Source organism: Xanthomonas axonopodis, from assembly GCF_001304695.1.
GTDB classification, from domain to species: Bacteria; Pseudomonadota; Gammaproteobacteria; order Xanthomonadales; family Xanthomonadaceae; genus Xanthomonas; species Xanthomonas axonopodis.
Map to the genome: position 1 here is coordinate 22,866 of NZ_JFAQ01000031.1, position 16,159 is coordinate 39,024.

Sequence of the window (16,159 nt, forward strand, 5' to 3'; positions counted from 1 at the left end):
CGATAGACAGTGTGACGCACCTGTTCAGCGCCGCATTGATTTGGATCAACGCGGCCGGCGCGATAGCGGCAGATGATCACCACATTCCTTACCGAACCTCAACCAGGCCCACCCGCCATGATCGACTCGACAGTCGTCGAACTGTCGCGGCTGCAGTTCGCAGTCACCGCGATGTACCACTTCATCATTTCCGCCGCTCACCATGGGTCTGTCGTTCCTGCTGGGCATCATGGAAAGTGTCTACGTCATGACCGGCAAGCAGGTCTGGCGGCGCATGACCATGTTCTGGGGTGTGCTGTTCGGCATCAACTTCGCCATGGGCGTCGGTACCGGCATCGTGATGGAGTTCGAGTTCGGCATGAACTGGGCGTACTACAGCCATTACGTGGGCGACATCTTCGGTGCACCGCTGGCGATCGAAGGACTGATGGCGTTCTTTCTGGAAGCCACCTTTTTGGGACTGTTCTTTCTTGGCTGGAATCGCCTGAGCAAGGTGCAGCACCTGATCACCACCTGGCTGGTGGCGCTGGGCAGCAACTTCTCCGCGCTATGGATCCTGATCGCCAACGGCTGGATGCAGAATCCGGCCGGCGCGGTGTTCAACCCGGACACCATGCGCATGGAAGTGGTGGATTTCGTGGCAGTGCTGTTCAACCCGGTGGCGCAAGCCAAGTTCGTGCATACAGCCAGTGCCGGCTACGTGCGGGGCGCGGTATTCGTGATGTCGATCAGTGCGTTTTACCTGTTGCGCGGCAAGCATATTGAAATGGCACGGCGTTCGTTTGTGGTGGCTGCGGCGTTCGGTCTACTGTCGTCGCTGTCGGTGGTGGTGCTGGGCGACGAGAGCGGCTACGCCGCCAGCGAACACCAGAAGATGAAACTGGCGGCCATCGAAGCGATGTGGGAAACCGAAGCTGCACCGGCCGACTTCACTGCGTTCGGCATTCCGAACCAGACCACCCATCGCAACGATTACGCCATCAAGATTCCGTACCTGATGGGCTTGATCGCCATGCGTTCGCTGGATGAGCCAATTCCGGGCATTCTCGCATTGGTCGGCCGTGCCGAACACCGCATCCGCGGTGGTCAAATCGCCTACGGCGCACTACAACGCATCCGCGCCGACAAGAACGATGCCCAAGCGCGCAAGGTCTTCGATACGCATTGGCAGGACTTGGGCCACGGCCTGCTGCTCAAGCGCTACCGCGACGATATCGGCAATGCCACACCGGAGCAGATTGCGCAGGCTGCGATGGACACGGTGCCGCGCGTGCTGCCGCTGTTCTGGACCTTCCGCATCATGGCCGCGATCGGCATGTATCTCATCGTCTTTCCGGCGCTGATCATGGGCGTGGTGGTCGGCAACGTGCTGCTGGGGGTGCCGTTCCATTTCGACGACAGCATGCGCACGTTCTACACCGGCAACCTGTTGGGGCTGCTGACGCCGTTCGCATTGCTCGCCGGTTTGCTCAGCGTGGCCATGCTGCTCGCGCATGGCGCCGCGATGCTGGTGCTCAAGACCGAGGGAACGGTGGCCGAGCGGGCGGCGCGTTTTGGCAGCATCGCCGCGCTATGTGCGCTGGCACTGTTTGCAGCAGGCGGTGCGTGGGTGGCGCTGGGTCTGCCCGGCTATGCGGTGACCTCGGTGCTGGCGACCGACGCGCCGACCAACCCGCTTGGCAAGACCGCTGCGTTCACCGCCGCGGGCGGCTGGTTGCACAACTACAGCAGCATGCCGGCCACATTGATGGCGCCGCTGGTGGGCCTGGTCGGGCTTGCAATGAGCGCGGTGCTCTTACGCATGCGGCGCGGTGGCCTGGCCTTCATTGCCTCCGGCAGCGCCATCGTCGGCATCGTGTTCACGGTGGGCTTTGCGTTGTTCCCGTTCCTGTTGCCCTCTTCCACCGCGCCGAGCGCGAGCCTGACAGTGTGGGATGCATCCAGCAGCCGTCTTACGTTGTGGATCATGTTGTTGGCCACTGCCGTATTCATGCCGATCGTGCTGGCGTACACCAGCTGGGTGTATCGCGTGCTCAAGGGCAAGGTCACCGACGATGCGGTCACGGCCAATCCCAACGCGTACTGAGCGCCGCGGTAGCGGTAGCGGCAGTGCCTGCGCTGCCGCTACCGCATCGCGCGTCACCATCGTCCTGTTCAACGATTCGAGGAGCACACCAATGTGGTATTTCGCATGGATACTTGGCACCGGCCTGGCGGCATTGGCCGCGGTGCTCAACGGCATGTGGTTCGAAGCACGCGAGCCCGAGCGTGGTGAGCCGCCTCAGTAACATAATTTCATCAGATGCTTGCCGATTCCCCATTCCCTATGTAACATACGCGGCTCCTTCGGGGTGTAGCTCAGTCTGGTAGAGCGCTACGTTCGGGACGTAGAGGTCGCAGGTTCGAATCCTGTCTCCCCGACCAGTTTCAAAACACAAACCGGCCTCGTGCCGGTTTTGTGTTTTCAGGCGTCGTTGCACGCACGTGCGCGACGCGGATGGTCTGTCATGTCTGTTGTCACTGCCGCGTCTTCTTCGTCCGCCCAGTTGCGTGGTCGCGGCCTGGTGCTGGCCGCGATTTTGCTGTCCGCATTCAACTTGCGCACTGCGGTGACGTCGCTGACGCCGCTACTGGAACGCATTGCCGACGAGTACGCCTTCGGCGCGCCTACCATGGGTGCGCTCGGCATGTTGCCGACCGCAGCGTTCGCACTCACCGGCGTGGGGACGCCCGCGTTGCTGCGCCGTTTCGGCTTGCTGCGCGTGGCCCTGTTGTCGATGGCGCTGGCCACGTTTGGCTTGGTGTTGCGCCCGCTGCTGCCGGGCACCGCCGGGTTGCTGGTCGGCTCGCTGGTGGCGTTGGCCGGCATGGGCATGGGCAACGTGGTGCTGCCACCGCTGGTGAAGCGCTACTTCGGCGACCGCGTGAGCCGTGTCAGCACGCTGTACATCACCGTGCTGCAGGTCGGCACGCTGCTGCCGGCGCTGCTGGCAGTACCGGTGGCCGATGCGCTGGGGTGGCGCAGTTCGATGGTGGTATGGGTGCTGCCAGCCCTGCTGGCGTCGGCCGCGTGGGCACTGGTGCATGCCAGCCAGGGGCGCCTGCGCGCCACCGGCCCGGCACCGGTGACCCCGACGCCCGAAGCCGAAGGCCGCGTCGCCCGCACTGCGCTAGGGTGGAGCATGGCGGTAACCTTCGGCATGACCTCGCTGGTGACCTATTCCATGTTCACCTGGCTGCCGACGCTGCTGCGCGAAGCCGGTGCATCGCCTGCGTTCGGCGGCACCATGGTGGCGTTGTTCGCGGCATTGGGCATGGTCGGGGCGCTGACCATGCCGGCACTGGCGGTGCGCATGCGTAACCCGTTTCCGATCGTGCTGCTCTGCGCGGCCTGCCACCTTGTCGCGTTTGCCGGGCTGTGGTGGGCGCCGCTGGCCGCACCGGTCCTGTGGGTGACCCTGCTTGGTCTGGGGCCGAGCACGTTTCCGCTGGCATTGGTGTTGGTGAATCAGCGCAGCCGCACGGCGGCCGGTTCGGCCGCACTGTCCGGCTTCTCGCAGGGCGTGGGCTATGCGGTGAGCTGCCTGGGGCCATTCCTGTTCGGCTGGCTGCACGCACACAGTGGCGGCTGGACCTCCCCGTTCGTGTTCCTGGTCATCTGCCTGCTGGTGCAGCTGGCCGCCGCCTGGGTGGTCTGCCGCCCGCAGTTGCTGGAAGATGCGTGGGCGCCGCCGGCACGCGGCGCCCGCGCGCTCAACGTACCGGCAGACTGATGTAGCTGGGCTGCTCGGGTGACACGTACACCCGCTGCGTGGCCTTCTGATAATCGCCGGGCTTGGCGAAGAAGATGTTGGGCACGTAGGTCTGCGGATTGCGGTCGTACAGCGGGAACAGGCTGGACTGCACCTGCACCATCACCCGGTGGCCCGGCTGGAAGGTGTGGTTGGCGGTCGGCAAGCCGAACTGGAATGCCAGCGGCTGATTGGACGCCAAGGGTTTGGGCGTGCTGAAACTCTCGCGGTAGCCGGCCGCGGAAGATCGCCAACGACACCGGCAACTCGTAGCCGCCCATCTTCGGGTTCGACGCCATCTCCTCCGGATACACGTCGATCAGCTTCACCACCCAATCGCTGTCACTGCCGCTGGTGGAGGCCTGCAGATGCACTTCGGGCGCACCGGCGATCTGCAGTGGCTCGGTCAGCGGCTCGGTGACGAAGGTCAGCACATCCGGGCGGCCATCTACAAAGCGCTGGTCGTGCACCAGCCAGATGGTCCACATCGCGCGGTCGGCAAAATCCACCGGGCGCGGCACGAACGGCACCGGCTTGGCCGGGTCGGACACGTACTCTTCAAACCCCGCCTGCCCGGCCACCGGCTGCTGGAACGACAACTTGCCGCCGGCCTGCAGATACAGCGGCTTGCTGGCCGAGACGCAGCCCTTGTCGCAACTGCGCGGCCACGCCTTGAGGCGGTCCCAATGGTTCTCCCCGGTGTTGTAGATGAACACCGGCGGCGTGTCTGCCTTGGGCGCGCCATCGACCAGGTACTGGTCGAAGAACGGGCGCAGCACCTCGGAACGGAACTGGCGCGCGGTGTCGCCTTCGAAATTCAGCGCACCCAAGGTGCTGCCGTCGTAGTTCACCTGACTGTGGCGCCACGGGCCCATCACCAGGTAGTTGAGGGTATTGCTCTTATCGCGCGGCTCCATCGCCGCGTAGCTGTGGATCGCACCCCACATGTCTTCCTGATCCCACAGACCTTGCAGCCACATCGTGGGCACCTTCAGCGGCGTGCGCGCTATCACCTTGTCCAGCGCCTGCTCCTGCCAGAACGCGTCATAGGCGGCGTGTTCGGTGAGCTTATGCCACCACGGCAACTGCTCCAGGCCTGCGGCCTTGGCGAAGTCGCCGGCCGAGCCGGCCTGCAGGAAATTGCTGTAATCGTCGTGCCCCTGGCGCGCGATGCCGGCGCCCTTGCCGCGCTTGCTGAGCTGGCCGGTGAAGTAATCGAAATTGACCTGGCGGAACGCGCCGTAGTTGAACCAGTCATCGCCCATCCAGCCGTCGATCATCGGGCTTTCCGGCACCGCCACCTTCAACGCAGGATGCGGGTGGGTCAGCGCCATCACCACGGTGAATCCTTCGTAGGACGAGCCGACCATGCCGACCTTTCCGTTGGATTCCTTGACGTTCTTGACCAGCCAATCGATGGTGTCCCAGGCATCGGTGGCATGGTCGACCTCGCTGGAATTGAGCGGCCCACGCAGCGGGCGGGTCATCACGTAGTCGCCTTCGGAACCGTATTTGCCGCGCACGTCCTGAAACACACGGATGTAGCCGCCTTCCACGAAGACATCGTCGCCGGCAGACAGCAGGTCCTTCATATGCGGCGAGGCCAGCCGTTCGGTGCGGCCACTGGCATCGTAAGGCGTGCGCGTCAGCACGATCGGTGCGTTCCTGGCGCCCTTGGGCAGCACGATCACCGTGTGCAGCTTGACCCCATCGCGCATCGGAATCATCACCTCGCGCTTGATGTAGTCGTTGCTGGCATCGGCAGCCACGAACGGCTTGCCGGTGATGTCCGGCGTCATCGGCGAGGTTTGCGTCATCGCGGTGCCGGTGGCGGCGGCAATGGCGGTGGCGAGCAGGCAGGCGGCAAGGCGGCGCATGGAATCTCCGGCAGCAACGGTGGGCAGGACGAACAACTGCGGCAGCGTAGACACAGACAACTGGCTTGCGGGAGTGTCGAAGGTACCGGGTCGGCCAGGCTACGGCGAGCACGCGCTGCGGATCGGCTGCAAGGCGACGACATTTCTGTTGTCCTGAAATGACCACGCCGTGCGTGCATACCTTGCCCGTCAGTTTTCGATCGGTGCGCGATAACGGCCTGCGCGATGCCGCAGCGCTGCGCGTGCATAGCGATAGTGGCAGGCTCGAAACAGGCGACGGCATCCTGCGGTTTCATGACTGCAGTGGGCTGACCATCGTGTTGTGCGGCGACACCGACTACGCCGCCGATGGCGCACGCGGCTGGCGCGACGCCACGCGCGACCCGCTCGCACTGGCGCGCAACCGCGCACAGGCCGCTGCTGCAGTGCCTGCGGCGCTGTTGCTGGACACCCATGTTGCCGATCACCGTGCGCTGTTCGACACGTTGCAGGTGGAGCTTGCCAGTCCAGCGACACGCAACGCGGCCTGGAGACCTGGTAGCGGATCCAGGCCCGCGACGCCGCGCCCGCGCTCCCCGACCCGGAACTGGAGGTGGCCTATCTGCAATTTGGCCGCTATCTCACCATCGCCGCCTCGCGCGATGGATTGCCCACCAACCTGCCCTGTGGCTGGAAAACAACGATCCGCCATGGATGAGCGACTACCACAGCGACATCAATCTGCAGATGAACTACTGGCTAGCGGACCCGTCCGGCCTGGGCGCCTGCGTTGACGCGCTGACACGCTATTGTCTGGCGCAGTTGCCGTCCTGGACACGCATCACCCAGACCCACTTCAACGACCCGCGCAATCGTTTCCGCAACACCTCCGGCAAGATCGCCGGCTGGACCGTGGCCATTTCCACCAATCCGTTCGGCGGCCATGGCTGGTACTGGCACCCGGCAGGCAACGCGTGGTTATGCGACAGCCTGTGGCAGCACTACGCGTTCACCCAGAACCGGGATGACCTCACGCGCATCTACCCGCTGCTCAAGGGCGCCTGGTCGCCCGAGCATGGCCCAGAAAATGCGCGTGGGATTGCCTATGCGCAGGAACTGGTGTCGGCGCTGTTCGGGCAATACCGCCAGGCCAGCGCCCTGCTTGGCCGCGACGCCACCTACGCCGCGACCATCGCCACGCTGCAGCAGCGTCTGTACCTACCGGAAATCAGTCCGCTCAGCGGCCAATTGCAGGAATGGATGTCCCCCACCCAATTGGGTGAAACCCATCACCGGCAGCTGTCGCCACTGATGGGTTTATTCCCCGGCCATCGCCTGCACCCGGATCTGGCGCCGCCTGCGCAGGTGGAAGCAGCGCGCAAGCTGCTGGAAGCGCGCGGCATGCAGAGCTTTGGCTGGGCCTGCGCATGGCGGGCGCTGTGCTGGGCAAGACTGGGCGATGCAGAACGTGCTTATGCGTTGGTGCTGACCAATCTGAAACCCTCGATCGGTCACAGCAACGGCACCGCGCCGAACCTGTTCGATATCTACGATCTCAGCCAGCATGGCGACCCCACCCTTGGAGGGGTGTTCCAGATCGATGCCAACGTCGGCACCCCGTCCGCAATGCTGGAAATGCTGCTGTATTCGCGCCCTGGCCAGATCACGCTGCTGCCGGCACTGCCCAAGGCCTGGGCCGCGCAAGGCCGGGGGACCGGCCTGGGCGCACGCGGCGGGTTCGTGGTCGACATGGCATGGCGCAACGGCGTGCCGACGCAGATCAGCGTGCGCAGCGTCGGCGGCACCCGCACCCGCATTGCCTGGGGCACTCAGGCGCACGACGTTACGCTTGCACGCGGCCAAGTGCAGCGCGTGCTGTGAACCAGTGCCACGTGCCGGCAGCGCTTGAAGCGTGACGCGGTTGCAAGCGCGGCAAGGCGTCTGCGCGTTGGCCGGCGATTCGCTGCCCGCGGCATGGCCCCGGCCTAGAGTCACCGAGCCACGTCGCATTGCGCACGCAATGTGTTGTGGAAGGCAGGTGCATCCGGGTAGCATCCAATGAGGCAGCGACTGCATTGCCGATCGCTCAGCGATGCAAGCAGCCACCGTTGATGGCGCGCGCTGCAGTTGTCCAGCCTTGCCTAATGCCGCACCTGACCTTCGCCGCGCACTACGAAGCGCTCCACGGTCAGCGCTTCCAGGCCCATCGGACCATAGGAATGCAGACGCGTGGTGGAGATGCCGATCTCCGCGCCCAGGCCCAGCTCACCGCCATCGGAAAAGCGCGAGGAGGCGTTCACCATCACCACCGCCGAGCGTAGCGACTGCACGAACCGCTCGGCGTTGTCGGCATCCTGCGTGGCGATGACTTCGGTGTGGTCCGAGCCGTACTGGCGGATGTGCGCCAGCGCCGTGTCCAGATCCGGTACCACGCGCATGGCCAGGATCAGGTCGAGAAATTCCGCGGCGTAGTCGTCGTCGCTGGCAGGCGCGATCTCGGGCAGCACCGCGCGCGTTGCCGCATCGCCGCGCAGTTCCACACTGCGTTCGCGCAATGCCTGCGCAGCAAGCGGCAGAAAGCGCTCGGCGATGTCTGCATGCACCAGCAAGGTCTCCAGCGAATTACAGGCTGCCGGCCGGGTCGCCTTGCCATCGATCAACAACCGCAGCGCAAGCTCCACATCGGCCGACGCGTCCACAAACAGATGGCACACGCCCTTGTAGTGCTTGATCACCGGCACGCGTGCGTGCTCGGCGACAAACTGGATCAAGCCTTCGCCGCCGCGCGGGATCGCCAGGTCGACGATATCGTTGAGCTGCAGCAGTTCCAGCATGGTCTCGCGGCGCAAATCCTCGACCAGGGTCAGCGCCGCTTCCGGCACATTGGCCTCGCGCAAGGCCCGCTGCAGTGCGCGCGCAATGGCGGCATTGGAATGGATCGCCTCCGAGCCACCGCGCAAGATCACGCCGTTGCCGGCCTTGATGCACAGCGCGGCGGCGTCGGCCGTGACGTTGGGCCGCGCCTCGTAAATCATCGCGATCACGCCCAGCGGCACACGCACCTTCTGCACGCGAATCCCGTTGGGCCGCACATCTTGGCGGGTGATCTGGCCCACCGGGTCGGGCAACTGCGCCACTTCGCGCAATGCGGCAGCGATACCGGCCAGGCGCTTGTCGTCCAGCGCCAGCCGATCGAGCATGGCACCGCCGGTGCCCTTGGCGCGCGCAGCCTCCAGATCGCGCGCATTGGCGGCCAGAATCGCTGCGGCATCGGCTTCCAGCGCGGCAGCCATCGCCTCCAGCAAGGCGTACTTGGCCTGTGCAGACAATTGCGACACCACCTGCGCGGCGTCACGGCATTGCAGAGCGAGCGTTTTGATGGTCATTTGGGGGCCGGGATTTGGGAGTCGGGATTGGAGATTGGCAAAAGCAGGCAATATCGTTTTATCACCACAACGGACTCAGTCATTGGAACAAAGCGGCAACAGGTGAAACGCGCAGTACACATGCTTTTGCGAATCCCCAATCTCAAATCTCGAATCTCCGCTACAGCACCACCAGATCATCGCGATGCACCACGTTTTCGCCATAACTGTAGCCGAGCACGTTCTCGATCTCGCGCGAGTGGCGACCTGCGATACGACGGATATCCAGGGCCGAGTACTGACTCACGCCGCGTGCCAGACAATGTTCGCCCGCGGTATCGCGCCGACGGATCTCCACCATGTCGCCGCGACGGAAATCGCCCTGCGCGCCGGCAACCCCGCCTGGCAACAGCGAGGCGCCCTTGCCGGTCAAGGCCGCCGCAGCGCCGTCGTCGATGAGGATCGCGCCCGCTTCCACCGGTGCGTGCCGCAGCCAGTATTTTCGCGCAGCGATGCGCGTGCGTGCGGCATGGATGCGCGTGCCACGCAGGCGGTCCTGCGCCAGGGCGCGCACCACCTCGCCAATTCGGCCGTTGAATAGATAGGTTTCGATGCCGGCCGCACCGGCCTTCGCCGCGGCTTCCAGCTTGGTGCGCATGCCACCGGTCCCCACGTTGCTGCCGCTGCCGCCGGCCATTGCCAGCACCTCTGGGGTGAGCTCGGGCACATCGTCGAGCGGGCGCGCCAATGGGTTGCTGCGTGGGTCGGCGCTATACAAGCCATCGATATCGGTGGCGATAAACAACGCGTCGGCATCGACCAGCGCCGCCACGATCGCGGCCAGGTTGTCGTTATCGCCCAGCTTCAACTCATCCACCGAGACGGTGTCGTTTTCGTTGATCACCGGCAGTGCGCCCAACCGCAGCAGCTCACCCAAGGTGGCACGCGCGTTGAGATAGCGGCGACGGTTGCGCAGGTCGTCATGCGTGAGCAGTACCTGTGCCACCGGCCGCTCGAAAAAGCGCTGCCACAACGCAATCAACTGCGCCTGGCCCAAGGCGGCCAGCGCCTGACGTGCCGCGATCGGCGCGCCGACATCCACCGCTTTGGGCAGGATGGCGCGGCCAGCGGCCACCGCGCCAGAGGACACAATCACCAGCTCGCGCCCGGCTGCCAGATTGGCGGAAACAAACTGTGCCAGACCCAGCGCGAAGCGCGGGGACAAGCCGCCACCATCGGCGGCGAGCAGGCTGCTGCCGACCTTGAGCACCGCACGGCGCCACGGCGGCAGCGCCTGCTCGGTAAACGGCGACAACGTGCTGGCAAGCGTGCTCATGGCAATGGCGTCCTCAGTGCGTGTTCCACTCATACACGGTCAATGCAGAGGCGTTGCGCAGCACCAGCGGGTCGCGCGCAACGATCTGCTGCGCGTCTTCGAGTGTGGCCACGTTGACCAGCACATATGCGCCACCGCTGCGATCGCTGAAACCACCAGTCAACTCAAGCTGCCCGGCGGCGCGCAATGCATCAAGAAAGTCCAGATGCGGCTGCACCACGTCGGCAGCAACCCCCGGCTTGCGCAGCGCAAGCACCAGATAGCGGGTCGTCATGCGCGCAGCGCCTGCCAGCGCGTCTGCAACACATCCAGCTGCAGGTCGGCTGCAGCACCGGGCGACACGCGCGCAGCCAGGCTACCTTCCGGTGTGCGTCCCTGCCCCGCGGTATCGGAGGCTTGCGCTGCGGCCTTGTAGGCCTCGCGGAACGGCACGCCAGCCACTGCGGCTTCCACTGCCACATCGGTGGCGTACATGCCCGAATCGATGGCTGCGCGCAGTTTGTCCGGGCGCCACTCCAGATTGGCCAGCAAGGCCGGCAACAGTTCCAGCGCTGCAAGTCCGCGGCCAAAGCCGTGCACGATCGCGCCCTTGCTGCTCTGCAGATCGCGGTGATAACCCGACGGCAGCGACAGCAGCTGTTCGATCTTGGTGCGCGCTGCCGCCACGCTGGCATGCGTTGCGCGCATCAACTCGATCACGTCCGGGTTGCGCTTATTCGGCATGATCGAACTGCCGGTGGTGTACTGCACCGGCAACGCGACAAACGCAAATTCGCCGCTGGTGAACAGCGACAGATCCCAGGCGATGCGGCGCAGATCCAGCGTGGCGCTACCCAGCGCTTCGAGCGCGGCCAGTTCGTATTTGCCGCGCGAGAGCTGGGCGTAGATCGGCGAGACCAACAGGCGTGCAAAGCCCAGTTCGGCGGTGGTATGCGCACGGTCCAGTGGCAAATTCACGCCATAGCCTGCAGCGGTGCCGAGCGGGTTGCTGTCGACCAGGCGGAAGGTGTCGTCGGCGCGCATGGCGTTGTCGATGAAGGCTTCCGCCCAACCCGCCCACCACATGCCGGCCGACGACACCACCGCCCGTTGGATGTGCGTATAACCGGGCACCGGCAGCTCGGCCTCGGCCTGCGCGCGGTCTATCGCCACCTTTGCGATCTCTGCGCTGAGCGTGGCCACGCACTGCAGCTTGTCCTTCAGCCACAAGCGGGTGGCAACCAGGATCTGGTCGTTGCGGCTGCGACCGGTGTGGATCTTGCGGCCGGCATCGCCCAGGCGCTCGGTCAATCGTGCTTCGATGGCGGAGTGGCAATCTTCATATTGTGCATCGAGCACGAAGGCGCCGCTGCGAAAATCGGCGGCCAGCAGGTCGAGCTGTTCGCTCAAGCCATCAAGCTCCTGCAACGACAAGATGCCGATGTGCTGCAGCCCCTGCGCATGCGCCTTGCTGGCAGCGATGTCGTACAGGAAGAATTCGCGATCCAGGATCACATCATCGCCAGCCAGGAAACTCTGGATCTTGGCGTCCACGGCAACGCCGGGTTTTTGCCACAACAGATTGGTCATTGGGGGTCCTTTGTGCGGGACTGGAGACCCGGGACCGGAGACCCGGGAAGGCAGGAGCGTTTGCCCTTGCTCTTCCCCGGTCCCCGGTTCCGGGTCCCGGATATCAGACTGGGATAGAGATCAACTCGTCCCAGCCCAGCGCCAGGTTGAGGTTTTGCATCGCCTGCGTTGCCGCACCCTTGAGCAGATTGTCCAGCGTTGCCACCACCACCACGCGCTTGTTGCCGGGCGCCAGCGTTACCCCGCCGATCTGCACACCGTGCTTGCCGGCGATGCGGCTCACCCAAGGCGCCTCGTCGACCATCTCGATCAACGGCTCGTCGGCATAACGCTTTGCATAGCGCGCCTGGATCTGCTCGCGCGTCAGCGGCTGCCGCAGCCATAGATTGACGGTCATGGTGATGCCGCGAAAATGCGGCGCCACATGCGGCATGAACTCCACCGGCGCGCCCAGCTGTGCAGACACCTCGCGCTCGTGCATGTGGTTGGTCAGCGCATACGGCATCAAGTTATTGGAGAGCAACTCAGGGTTATTCTTGTCCGAAGGCGTGGTCCCCGCGCCCGAGTACCCGGACACGCCAAAACACTGCGGCGGCCCGGCCAACTGGTCGAGCAGCGGCGCGATGGTCAGTTGCATCGCGGTGGCATAGCAGCCCGGGTTGCTGATGCGTTTTTGCCCCGCGTAGCTGCCGCGCGTCAGCTCAGGCAAGCCGTAGTACCAGGCCGGATCGAAGCGATAGTCTGCAGAAAGATCAATCACCAGCGTCTGCGGGGCTGCTGCGTCGATCGCGGCGACGTAGGGCTCTGCCTTGCCATTGGGCAGCGCCAGGATCACCACGTCGGCTGCCTTGGCGGCCACTGCGTCGGCATCCAGGCTCTCATAACGCAACTCGCCCTGGTAGACATCGTTATGCTCGGCCACGCGCTGCCCGGCCAACTCGCGCGAGGACACGAAGCTCAATTGCAGCTGCGGGTGCGCCACCACCAGTTTGATCAGTTCCGAGCCGGTATGCCCGCGGGCGCCGACAATGCCGATGGTTTTTTGTTGAACAGTCATGCGTTTGCTTCCAGGCGGAACTGCAGGTGGCGTTTGACCCCGGCCCATTCCGTATCGATGATGGAAAACACCACGGTATCGCGCGGCGTACCGTCGGCGTGGCGGGTGTGGTTGCGCAGCACGCCGTCCTGTTTTGCGCCCAGCCGCGCGATCGCCGCACGCGAGGTGTGGTTGAACCAGCTGGTTTCGAACACCACGCTCAAGCACCCCAATGTTTCGAAGGCATATTGCAGCAACATCAGCTTGGTTTCGGTGTTGACGCCGCTGCGCTGCACGCGCGGCGCGTACCAGGTGTAGCCAATCGACAGCCGGGGCGCTGCTGCATCCGGCGCGTAGTAGCGCGTGCAACCCACGATGTTGCCGGCCGCATCGCGCACTGCAAATGGCAGCGCCGCGCCATCGGCGCAGGCGGCCAAGGCTGCAGCGATATACGCGTCGACCTGTTCCGGTGCGGGCACGCTGGTGTACCACAGCCGCGACAGCGCGCCGTCGCCCAGTGCCTCGCGCAACCCATCGGCATGCGTTGCCTGTAACGGCTCCAGGCTCGCGTGCTGTCCACGCAGGCTGAGCTGTTCGTGCCAAAGGGGTGGCAAGTCGACGACGCTCATCGCAGTCAGCCCAGCAAGGTCGGCTGACGCGTCGCGCAGTGCGCAACGCAATGCTGGATCTGCTCGAAATTTTCCAGCCCGTACCAGAACACCTTCCACTTCTCCTGCTTGATGCAACCGTCGGATTCGGCGTAGTAGAAGATATTGACCTGGTTGTTATGGCGCGAACGCCAGAACAGCTGCGGTGTCTGTTCGCGCATCACGTTCCACACCGCCCGGCCAAGACCTTCGCCCTGCGCATCGTCGAGCACGGCAAACTTGTCCAGATAGGTCAACCTGCCCGCACCGAACTGGCCTTCGTCGGTCAGGATCACCGCCGCGCGGTAGTTTTCGCTGACGTACGCGCGTAGCAGCTTGGTGGTGTCGAAATACTCCGGCACCAGCGTGCGGCCGAAGCTGGATTCGATCAGCGACCTGAGCCGCGGCAGATCCAGCTCGTCCCAGGCAGTTGCGCGCAACACGCGCTCGCCGCGCCGCACCAACGTACCCGAGCCCTTGTGGGTGAACAGCTCCTTGGCAAGGTCCGCCGGCCGGGTGATCGACACCGACGACTCCAGCGGCAGGCGATCGAGCAAGTCCTTGATCTGCTCGATCTTCACCCGCATGCCGCCGTTGATCCACGGCTGCTGCATCAGGTGATCGAACTCGGTAGACAGGTTGATCGAATCGATCAACTTGCCATCGGCATCCAGCAGGCCGCCGGTGCCGGTGAGAAAAATGATCTTGTACGGCTGCAGCTCCTGCACCAACTCGTTGGCGGCAAAGTCCGCGTTGACGTTGAGGATCTGCCCGCTGGGCGTTTCGCCCAGGCTGGTGATCACTGGGATGGAACCGGCCTGCAGGCTGGCTTCGATCGGCGCCAGATTCACCGCCTTGACCTCACCGACCAGACCATAGGTGTCGCGATCCAGATACTCGGCCTCGAACACGCCGCCGGTGATCGAGGTCGCACGCGCACCGTTCTGCTGCAGCGCTTCCACCAGCTTGAGGTTGGAGGCCTGGAATACCTTGCGCACGATCGCCAAGGCTTCCGGCGAGGTCACGCGCAGTCCGTTGACGGTGTGCTTTTCGATGCCGGCTGCCGACAGCTCTGCATCCAGCAGCGGGCCGGCGCCATGCAGCACGATCGGGGTCAGCCCCACTTCCTGCAGGAACGACAGCGACGAAGTCAGCGCGTCCAGATCGTCGCGCAACACCGCGCCCCCCACCTTGACCACTGCGAAGCGCTTGGCGTCGAGCTGCGAAAACCGCTTGAGGTACTGGCTGATTTCCTTCGCGCTGGCCATGCTGGAGAGCAGGCGCACGATGGTCTGGCGGGTTTGTTTGTGGGGCTGTGCGGAAGGGGACATTGCCGTGTTCGAAAAAGGAAAGGGAGCGCCAGGCGCGTGTCGGTTCAGCGGGAAACGTTGATGATGCGATGGACCGATTCGGCGTAACGCTGCAGCTGCGCCAGCGTCACGAATTCGTCCGCGGTGTGCGCCTGGGCGATGTCGCCCGGGCCATAGACCAGCGCTGTGTAGCCACCGGCCGAAAACAGCGAGGCCTCGGTCCAGAAGTCCACTGCGTTGCCGATCGGCAGGTCCAGCGCATCGGCCACATCGCGTGCGGCCAGGCGGCGCTCTTCCGCACGTGCGATGTCACCCGATGGCAGGCTCGGCCCGCGGAAGGTTTCTTCGAAATGCGCTGCCGCCGGTTCGGCGAATCCGGCGAAGGTTGCCAGCAATCCATCCACGTCCATCGACGGCAGCGGACGAAAGCCGAAGCGCACTTCGGCTGCCGGCGCGATCATGTTGGCCTTGATGCCGCCCTCGACGCGGCCGATATTGAACCGCAATCCGGTCAAACCGCCGAAGCGCGCATGCGCCAGCGATTCGACATGGTCCAGGGCTTTTCCGCCCCAGCGCATTGCCTGATGGAGCGCGCTGGCCGAGGGGTCCTGCTTGCCAGAAGCATGGCCTGCGCGCCCGATAAACCGCATCAACACCGAGCTGATGCCGCGGTGCGCCAGCACCGCTTCGCCCATGGTCGGCTCGGCCACCAACACGGCCTCATACGGAACACCACGCGCAAGAAACGCGGCGATACAGCGCGGGTCGTTGGCTTCTTCGTCAGAAGAAAACAGGAAGGCGGCATCGCCATCGCCGGCATTGGCCGCGGCAACCAGCGCCGCCGCCGCCCCCTTGATATCGCACACGCCCAGGCCCACCACGCGATCGTCCAGGCGCCGCATCACGTGCGGGTCGGCGCTCCAGTGTGGCGAATCCGGCACGGTATCCAGATGCACATTGAACAGATATTTCGGCGCACCTCGCACCGCGTACAAGCTCAACGCCCCGGCACCGTGATCGACCACCTCGACCTGGAACCCCGGCAGCTGCGCGCGCAGATAATCGAAGATGCCGCCTTCGGCGGCAATCGCACGCGGCGGATTGCGGGTGTCGAACGCCACCAGCGCCTGCAGGTGGTCGAGCGTGGAGGTGAGCAGGTCAGTCATGGGTGTCAGGCAGCCGTGGTGGTGGTGCAGTAGAGATCGGGATAGGCGATTTCCATCAACGCCTGCGGCCGCGCCGGCGCGGC

Annotated in this window: 10 protein-coding genes, 1 tRNA gene and 5 pseudogenes; 6 read left to right on the top strand and 10 right to left on the bottom strand. The window is 64.7% G+C overall.

Annotation, left to right across the window (positions count from 1 at the left end):
- Window positions 1-117: 117 nt before the first annotated feature.
- From XAXN_RS23460 to XAXN_RS03050, 5 genes and pseudogenes are all read left to right on the top strand, one after another.
- A pseudogene (locus XAXN_RS23460) lies at window positions 118-1,342 on the top strand (cytochrome ubiquinol oxidase subunit I); the annotation flags it as partial.
- A pseudogene (cydB, locus tag XAXN_RS23465) lies at window positions 1,334-2,086 on the top strand (cytochrome d ubiquinol oxidase subunit II); the annotation flags it as partial. The pseudogenes XAXN_RS23460 and cydB, both read left to right, overlap by 9 nt.
- Before the next feature lie 91 nt (window positions 2,087-2,177).
- On the top strand, window positions 2,178-2,288 hold the full coding sequence (cydX, locus tag XAXN_RS03040; protein ID WP_008573380.1) for a cytochrome bd-I oxidase subunit CydX: 111 nt from the start codon (window positions 2,178-2,180) through the stop codon (window positions 2,286-2,288).
- A 59-nt stretch (window positions 2,289-2,347) separates the two neighbouring features.
- Window positions 2,348-2,424: transfer RNA gene (locus XAXN_RS03045), tRNA-Pro, on the top strand.
- Window positions 2,425-2,507: 83 nt separating this feature from the next.
- On the top strand, window positions 2,508-3,773 hold the full coding sequence (locus tag XAXN_RS03050; RefSeq protein ID WP_134980285.1) for a CynX/NimT family MFS transporter: 1,266 nt from the start codon (window positions 2,508-2,510) through the stop codon (window positions 3,771-3,773).
- Here XAXN_RS03050 and XAXN_RS03055 read toward each other — a convergent pair.
- Window positions 3,754-5,668: pseudogene (locus XAXN_RS03055) on the bottom strand (CocE/NonD family hydrolase). The gene XAXN_RS03050 and the pseudogene XAXN_RS03055 sit on opposite strands and share 20 nt — an antisense overlap.
- A 209-nt stretch (window positions 5,669-5,877) precedes the next feature.
- Here XAXN_RS03055 and XAXN_RS03060 point away from each other — a divergent pair.
- Window positions 5,878-7,528 (top strand): annotated as a pseudogene (locus tag XAXN_RS03060) (glycosyl hydrolase family 95 catalytic domain-containing protein); the annotation flags it as partial.
- Between the two features lie 260 nt (window positions 7,529-7,788).
- On the opposite strand, the gene XAXN_RS03065 reads toward XAXN_RS03060, so the two are convergent.
- The 9 genes and pseudogenes from XAXN_RS03065 to XAXN_RS03105 form a co-directional block, all read right to left on the bottom strand.
- Window positions 7,789-9,033, bottom strand: a complete 1,245-nt coding sequence (locus XAXN_RS03065) for a glutamate-5-semialdehyde dehydrogenase (protein ID WP_054318444.1) — start codon at window positions 9,031-9,033, stop codon at window positions 7,789-7,791.
- 160 nt (window positions 9,034-9,193) lie between these two features.
- Window positions 9,194-10,348, bottom strand: coding sequence for a glutamate 5-kinase (gene proB, locus XAXN_RS03070; protein WP_054318445.1), 1,155 nt, complete (start codon window positions 10,346-10,348; stop codon window positions 9,194-9,196).
- A gap of 13 nt (window positions 10,349-10,361) precedes the next feature.
- On the bottom strand, window positions 10,362-10,622 hold the full coding sequence (locus XAXN_RS03075) for a YciI family protein (RefSeq protein ID WP_054318446.1): 261 nt from the start codon (window positions 10,620-10,622) through the stop codon (window positions 10,362-10,364).
- Window positions 10,619-11,917, bottom strand: a complete 1,299-nt coding sequence (locus tag XAXN_RS03080; RefSeq protein WP_054318447.1) for an argininosuccinate lyase — start codon at window positions 11,915-11,917, stop codon at window positions 10,619-10,621. Before XAXN_RS03080 ends, XAXN_RS03075 begins: the two co-directional genes overlap by 4 nt.
- A gap of 103 nt (window positions 11,918-12,020) precedes the next feature.
- A complete protein-coding gene (argC, locus tag XAXN_RS03085) occupies window positions 12,021-12,974 on the bottom strand; it encodes an N-acetyl-gamma-glutamyl-phosphate reductase (RefSeq protein ID WP_054318448.1) in 954 nt (317 codons plus the stop codon).
- On the bottom strand, window positions 12,971-13,582 hold the full coding sequence (locus tag XAXN_RS03090) for a GNAT family N-acetyltransferase (RefSeq protein ID WP_054318449.1): 612 nt from the start codon (window positions 13,580-13,582) through the stop codon (window positions 12,971-12,973). Before XAXN_RS03090 ends, argC begins: the two co-directional genes overlap by 4 nt.
- Before the next feature lie 5 nt (window positions 13,583-13,587).
- Window positions 13,588-14,931 (bottom strand): acetylglutamate kinase, encoded by a 1,344-nt coding sequence (locus tag XAXN_RS03095; protein WP_054318450.1) that lies wholly within the window; start codon window positions 14,929-14,931, stop codon window positions 13,588-13,590.
- A 44-nt stretch (window positions 14,932-14,975) separates the two neighbouring features.
- Window positions 14,976-16,076 (bottom strand): acetylornithine deacetylase, encoded by a 1,101-nt coding sequence (locus tag XAXN_RS03100; RefSeq protein ID WP_054318451.1) that lies wholly within the window; start codon window positions 16,074-16,076, stop codon window positions 14,976-14,978.
- A 5-nt stretch (window positions 16,077-16,081) separates the two neighbouring features.
- A pseudogene (locus tag XAXN_RS03105) lies at window positions 16,082-16,159 on the bottom strand (GNAT family N-acetyltransferase); the annotation flags it as partial.

What these genes read in the sequence shown, in the direction of transcription:
- argC (WP_054318448.1), bottom strand. Translation starts at nt 12,974, where the DNA reads ATGACTGTTCAACAAAAAACCATCGGCATTGTCGGCGCCCGCGGGCAT.
- proB (WP_054318445.1), bottom strand. Translation starts at nt 10,348, where the DNA reads ATGAGCACGCTTGCCAGCACGTTGTCGCCGTTTACCGAGCAGGCGCTG.
- XAXN_RS03095 (WP_054318450.1), bottom strand. Translation starts at nt 14,931, where the DNA reads ATGTCCCCTTCCGCACAGCCCCACAAACAAACCCGCCAGACCATCGTG.
- XAXN_RS03090 (WP_054318449.1), bottom strand. Translation starts at nt 13,582, where the DNA reads ATGAGCGTCGTCGACTTGCCACCCCTTTGGCACGAACAGCTCAGCCTG.
- XAXN_RS03065 (WP_054318444.1), bottom strand. Translation starts at nt 9,033, where the DNA reads ATGACCATCAAAACGCTCGCTCTGCAATGCCGTGACGCCGCGCAGGTG.
- XAXN_RS03075 (WP_054318446.1), bottom strand. Translation starts at nt 10,622, where the DNA reads ATGACGACCCGCTATCTGGTGCTTGCGCTGCGCAAGCCGGGGGTTGCT.
- XAXN_RS03100 (WP_054318451.1), bottom strand. Translation starts at nt 16,076, where the DNA reads ATGACTGACCTGCTCACCTCCACGCTCGACCACCTGCAGGCGCTGGTG.
- XAXN_RS03080 (WP_054318447.1), bottom strand. Translation starts at nt 11,917, where the DNA reads ATGACCAATCTGTTGTGGCAAAAACCCGGCGTTGCCGTGGACGCCAAG.
- XAXN_RS03050 (WP_134980285.1), top strand. Translation starts at nt 2,508, where the DNA reads ATGTCTGTTGTCACTGCCGCGTCTTCTTCGTCCGCCCAGTTGCGTGGT.
- cydX (WP_008573380.1), top strand. Translation starts at nt 2,178, where the DNA reads ATGTGGTATTTCGCATGGATACTTGGCACCGGCCTGGCGGCATTGGCC.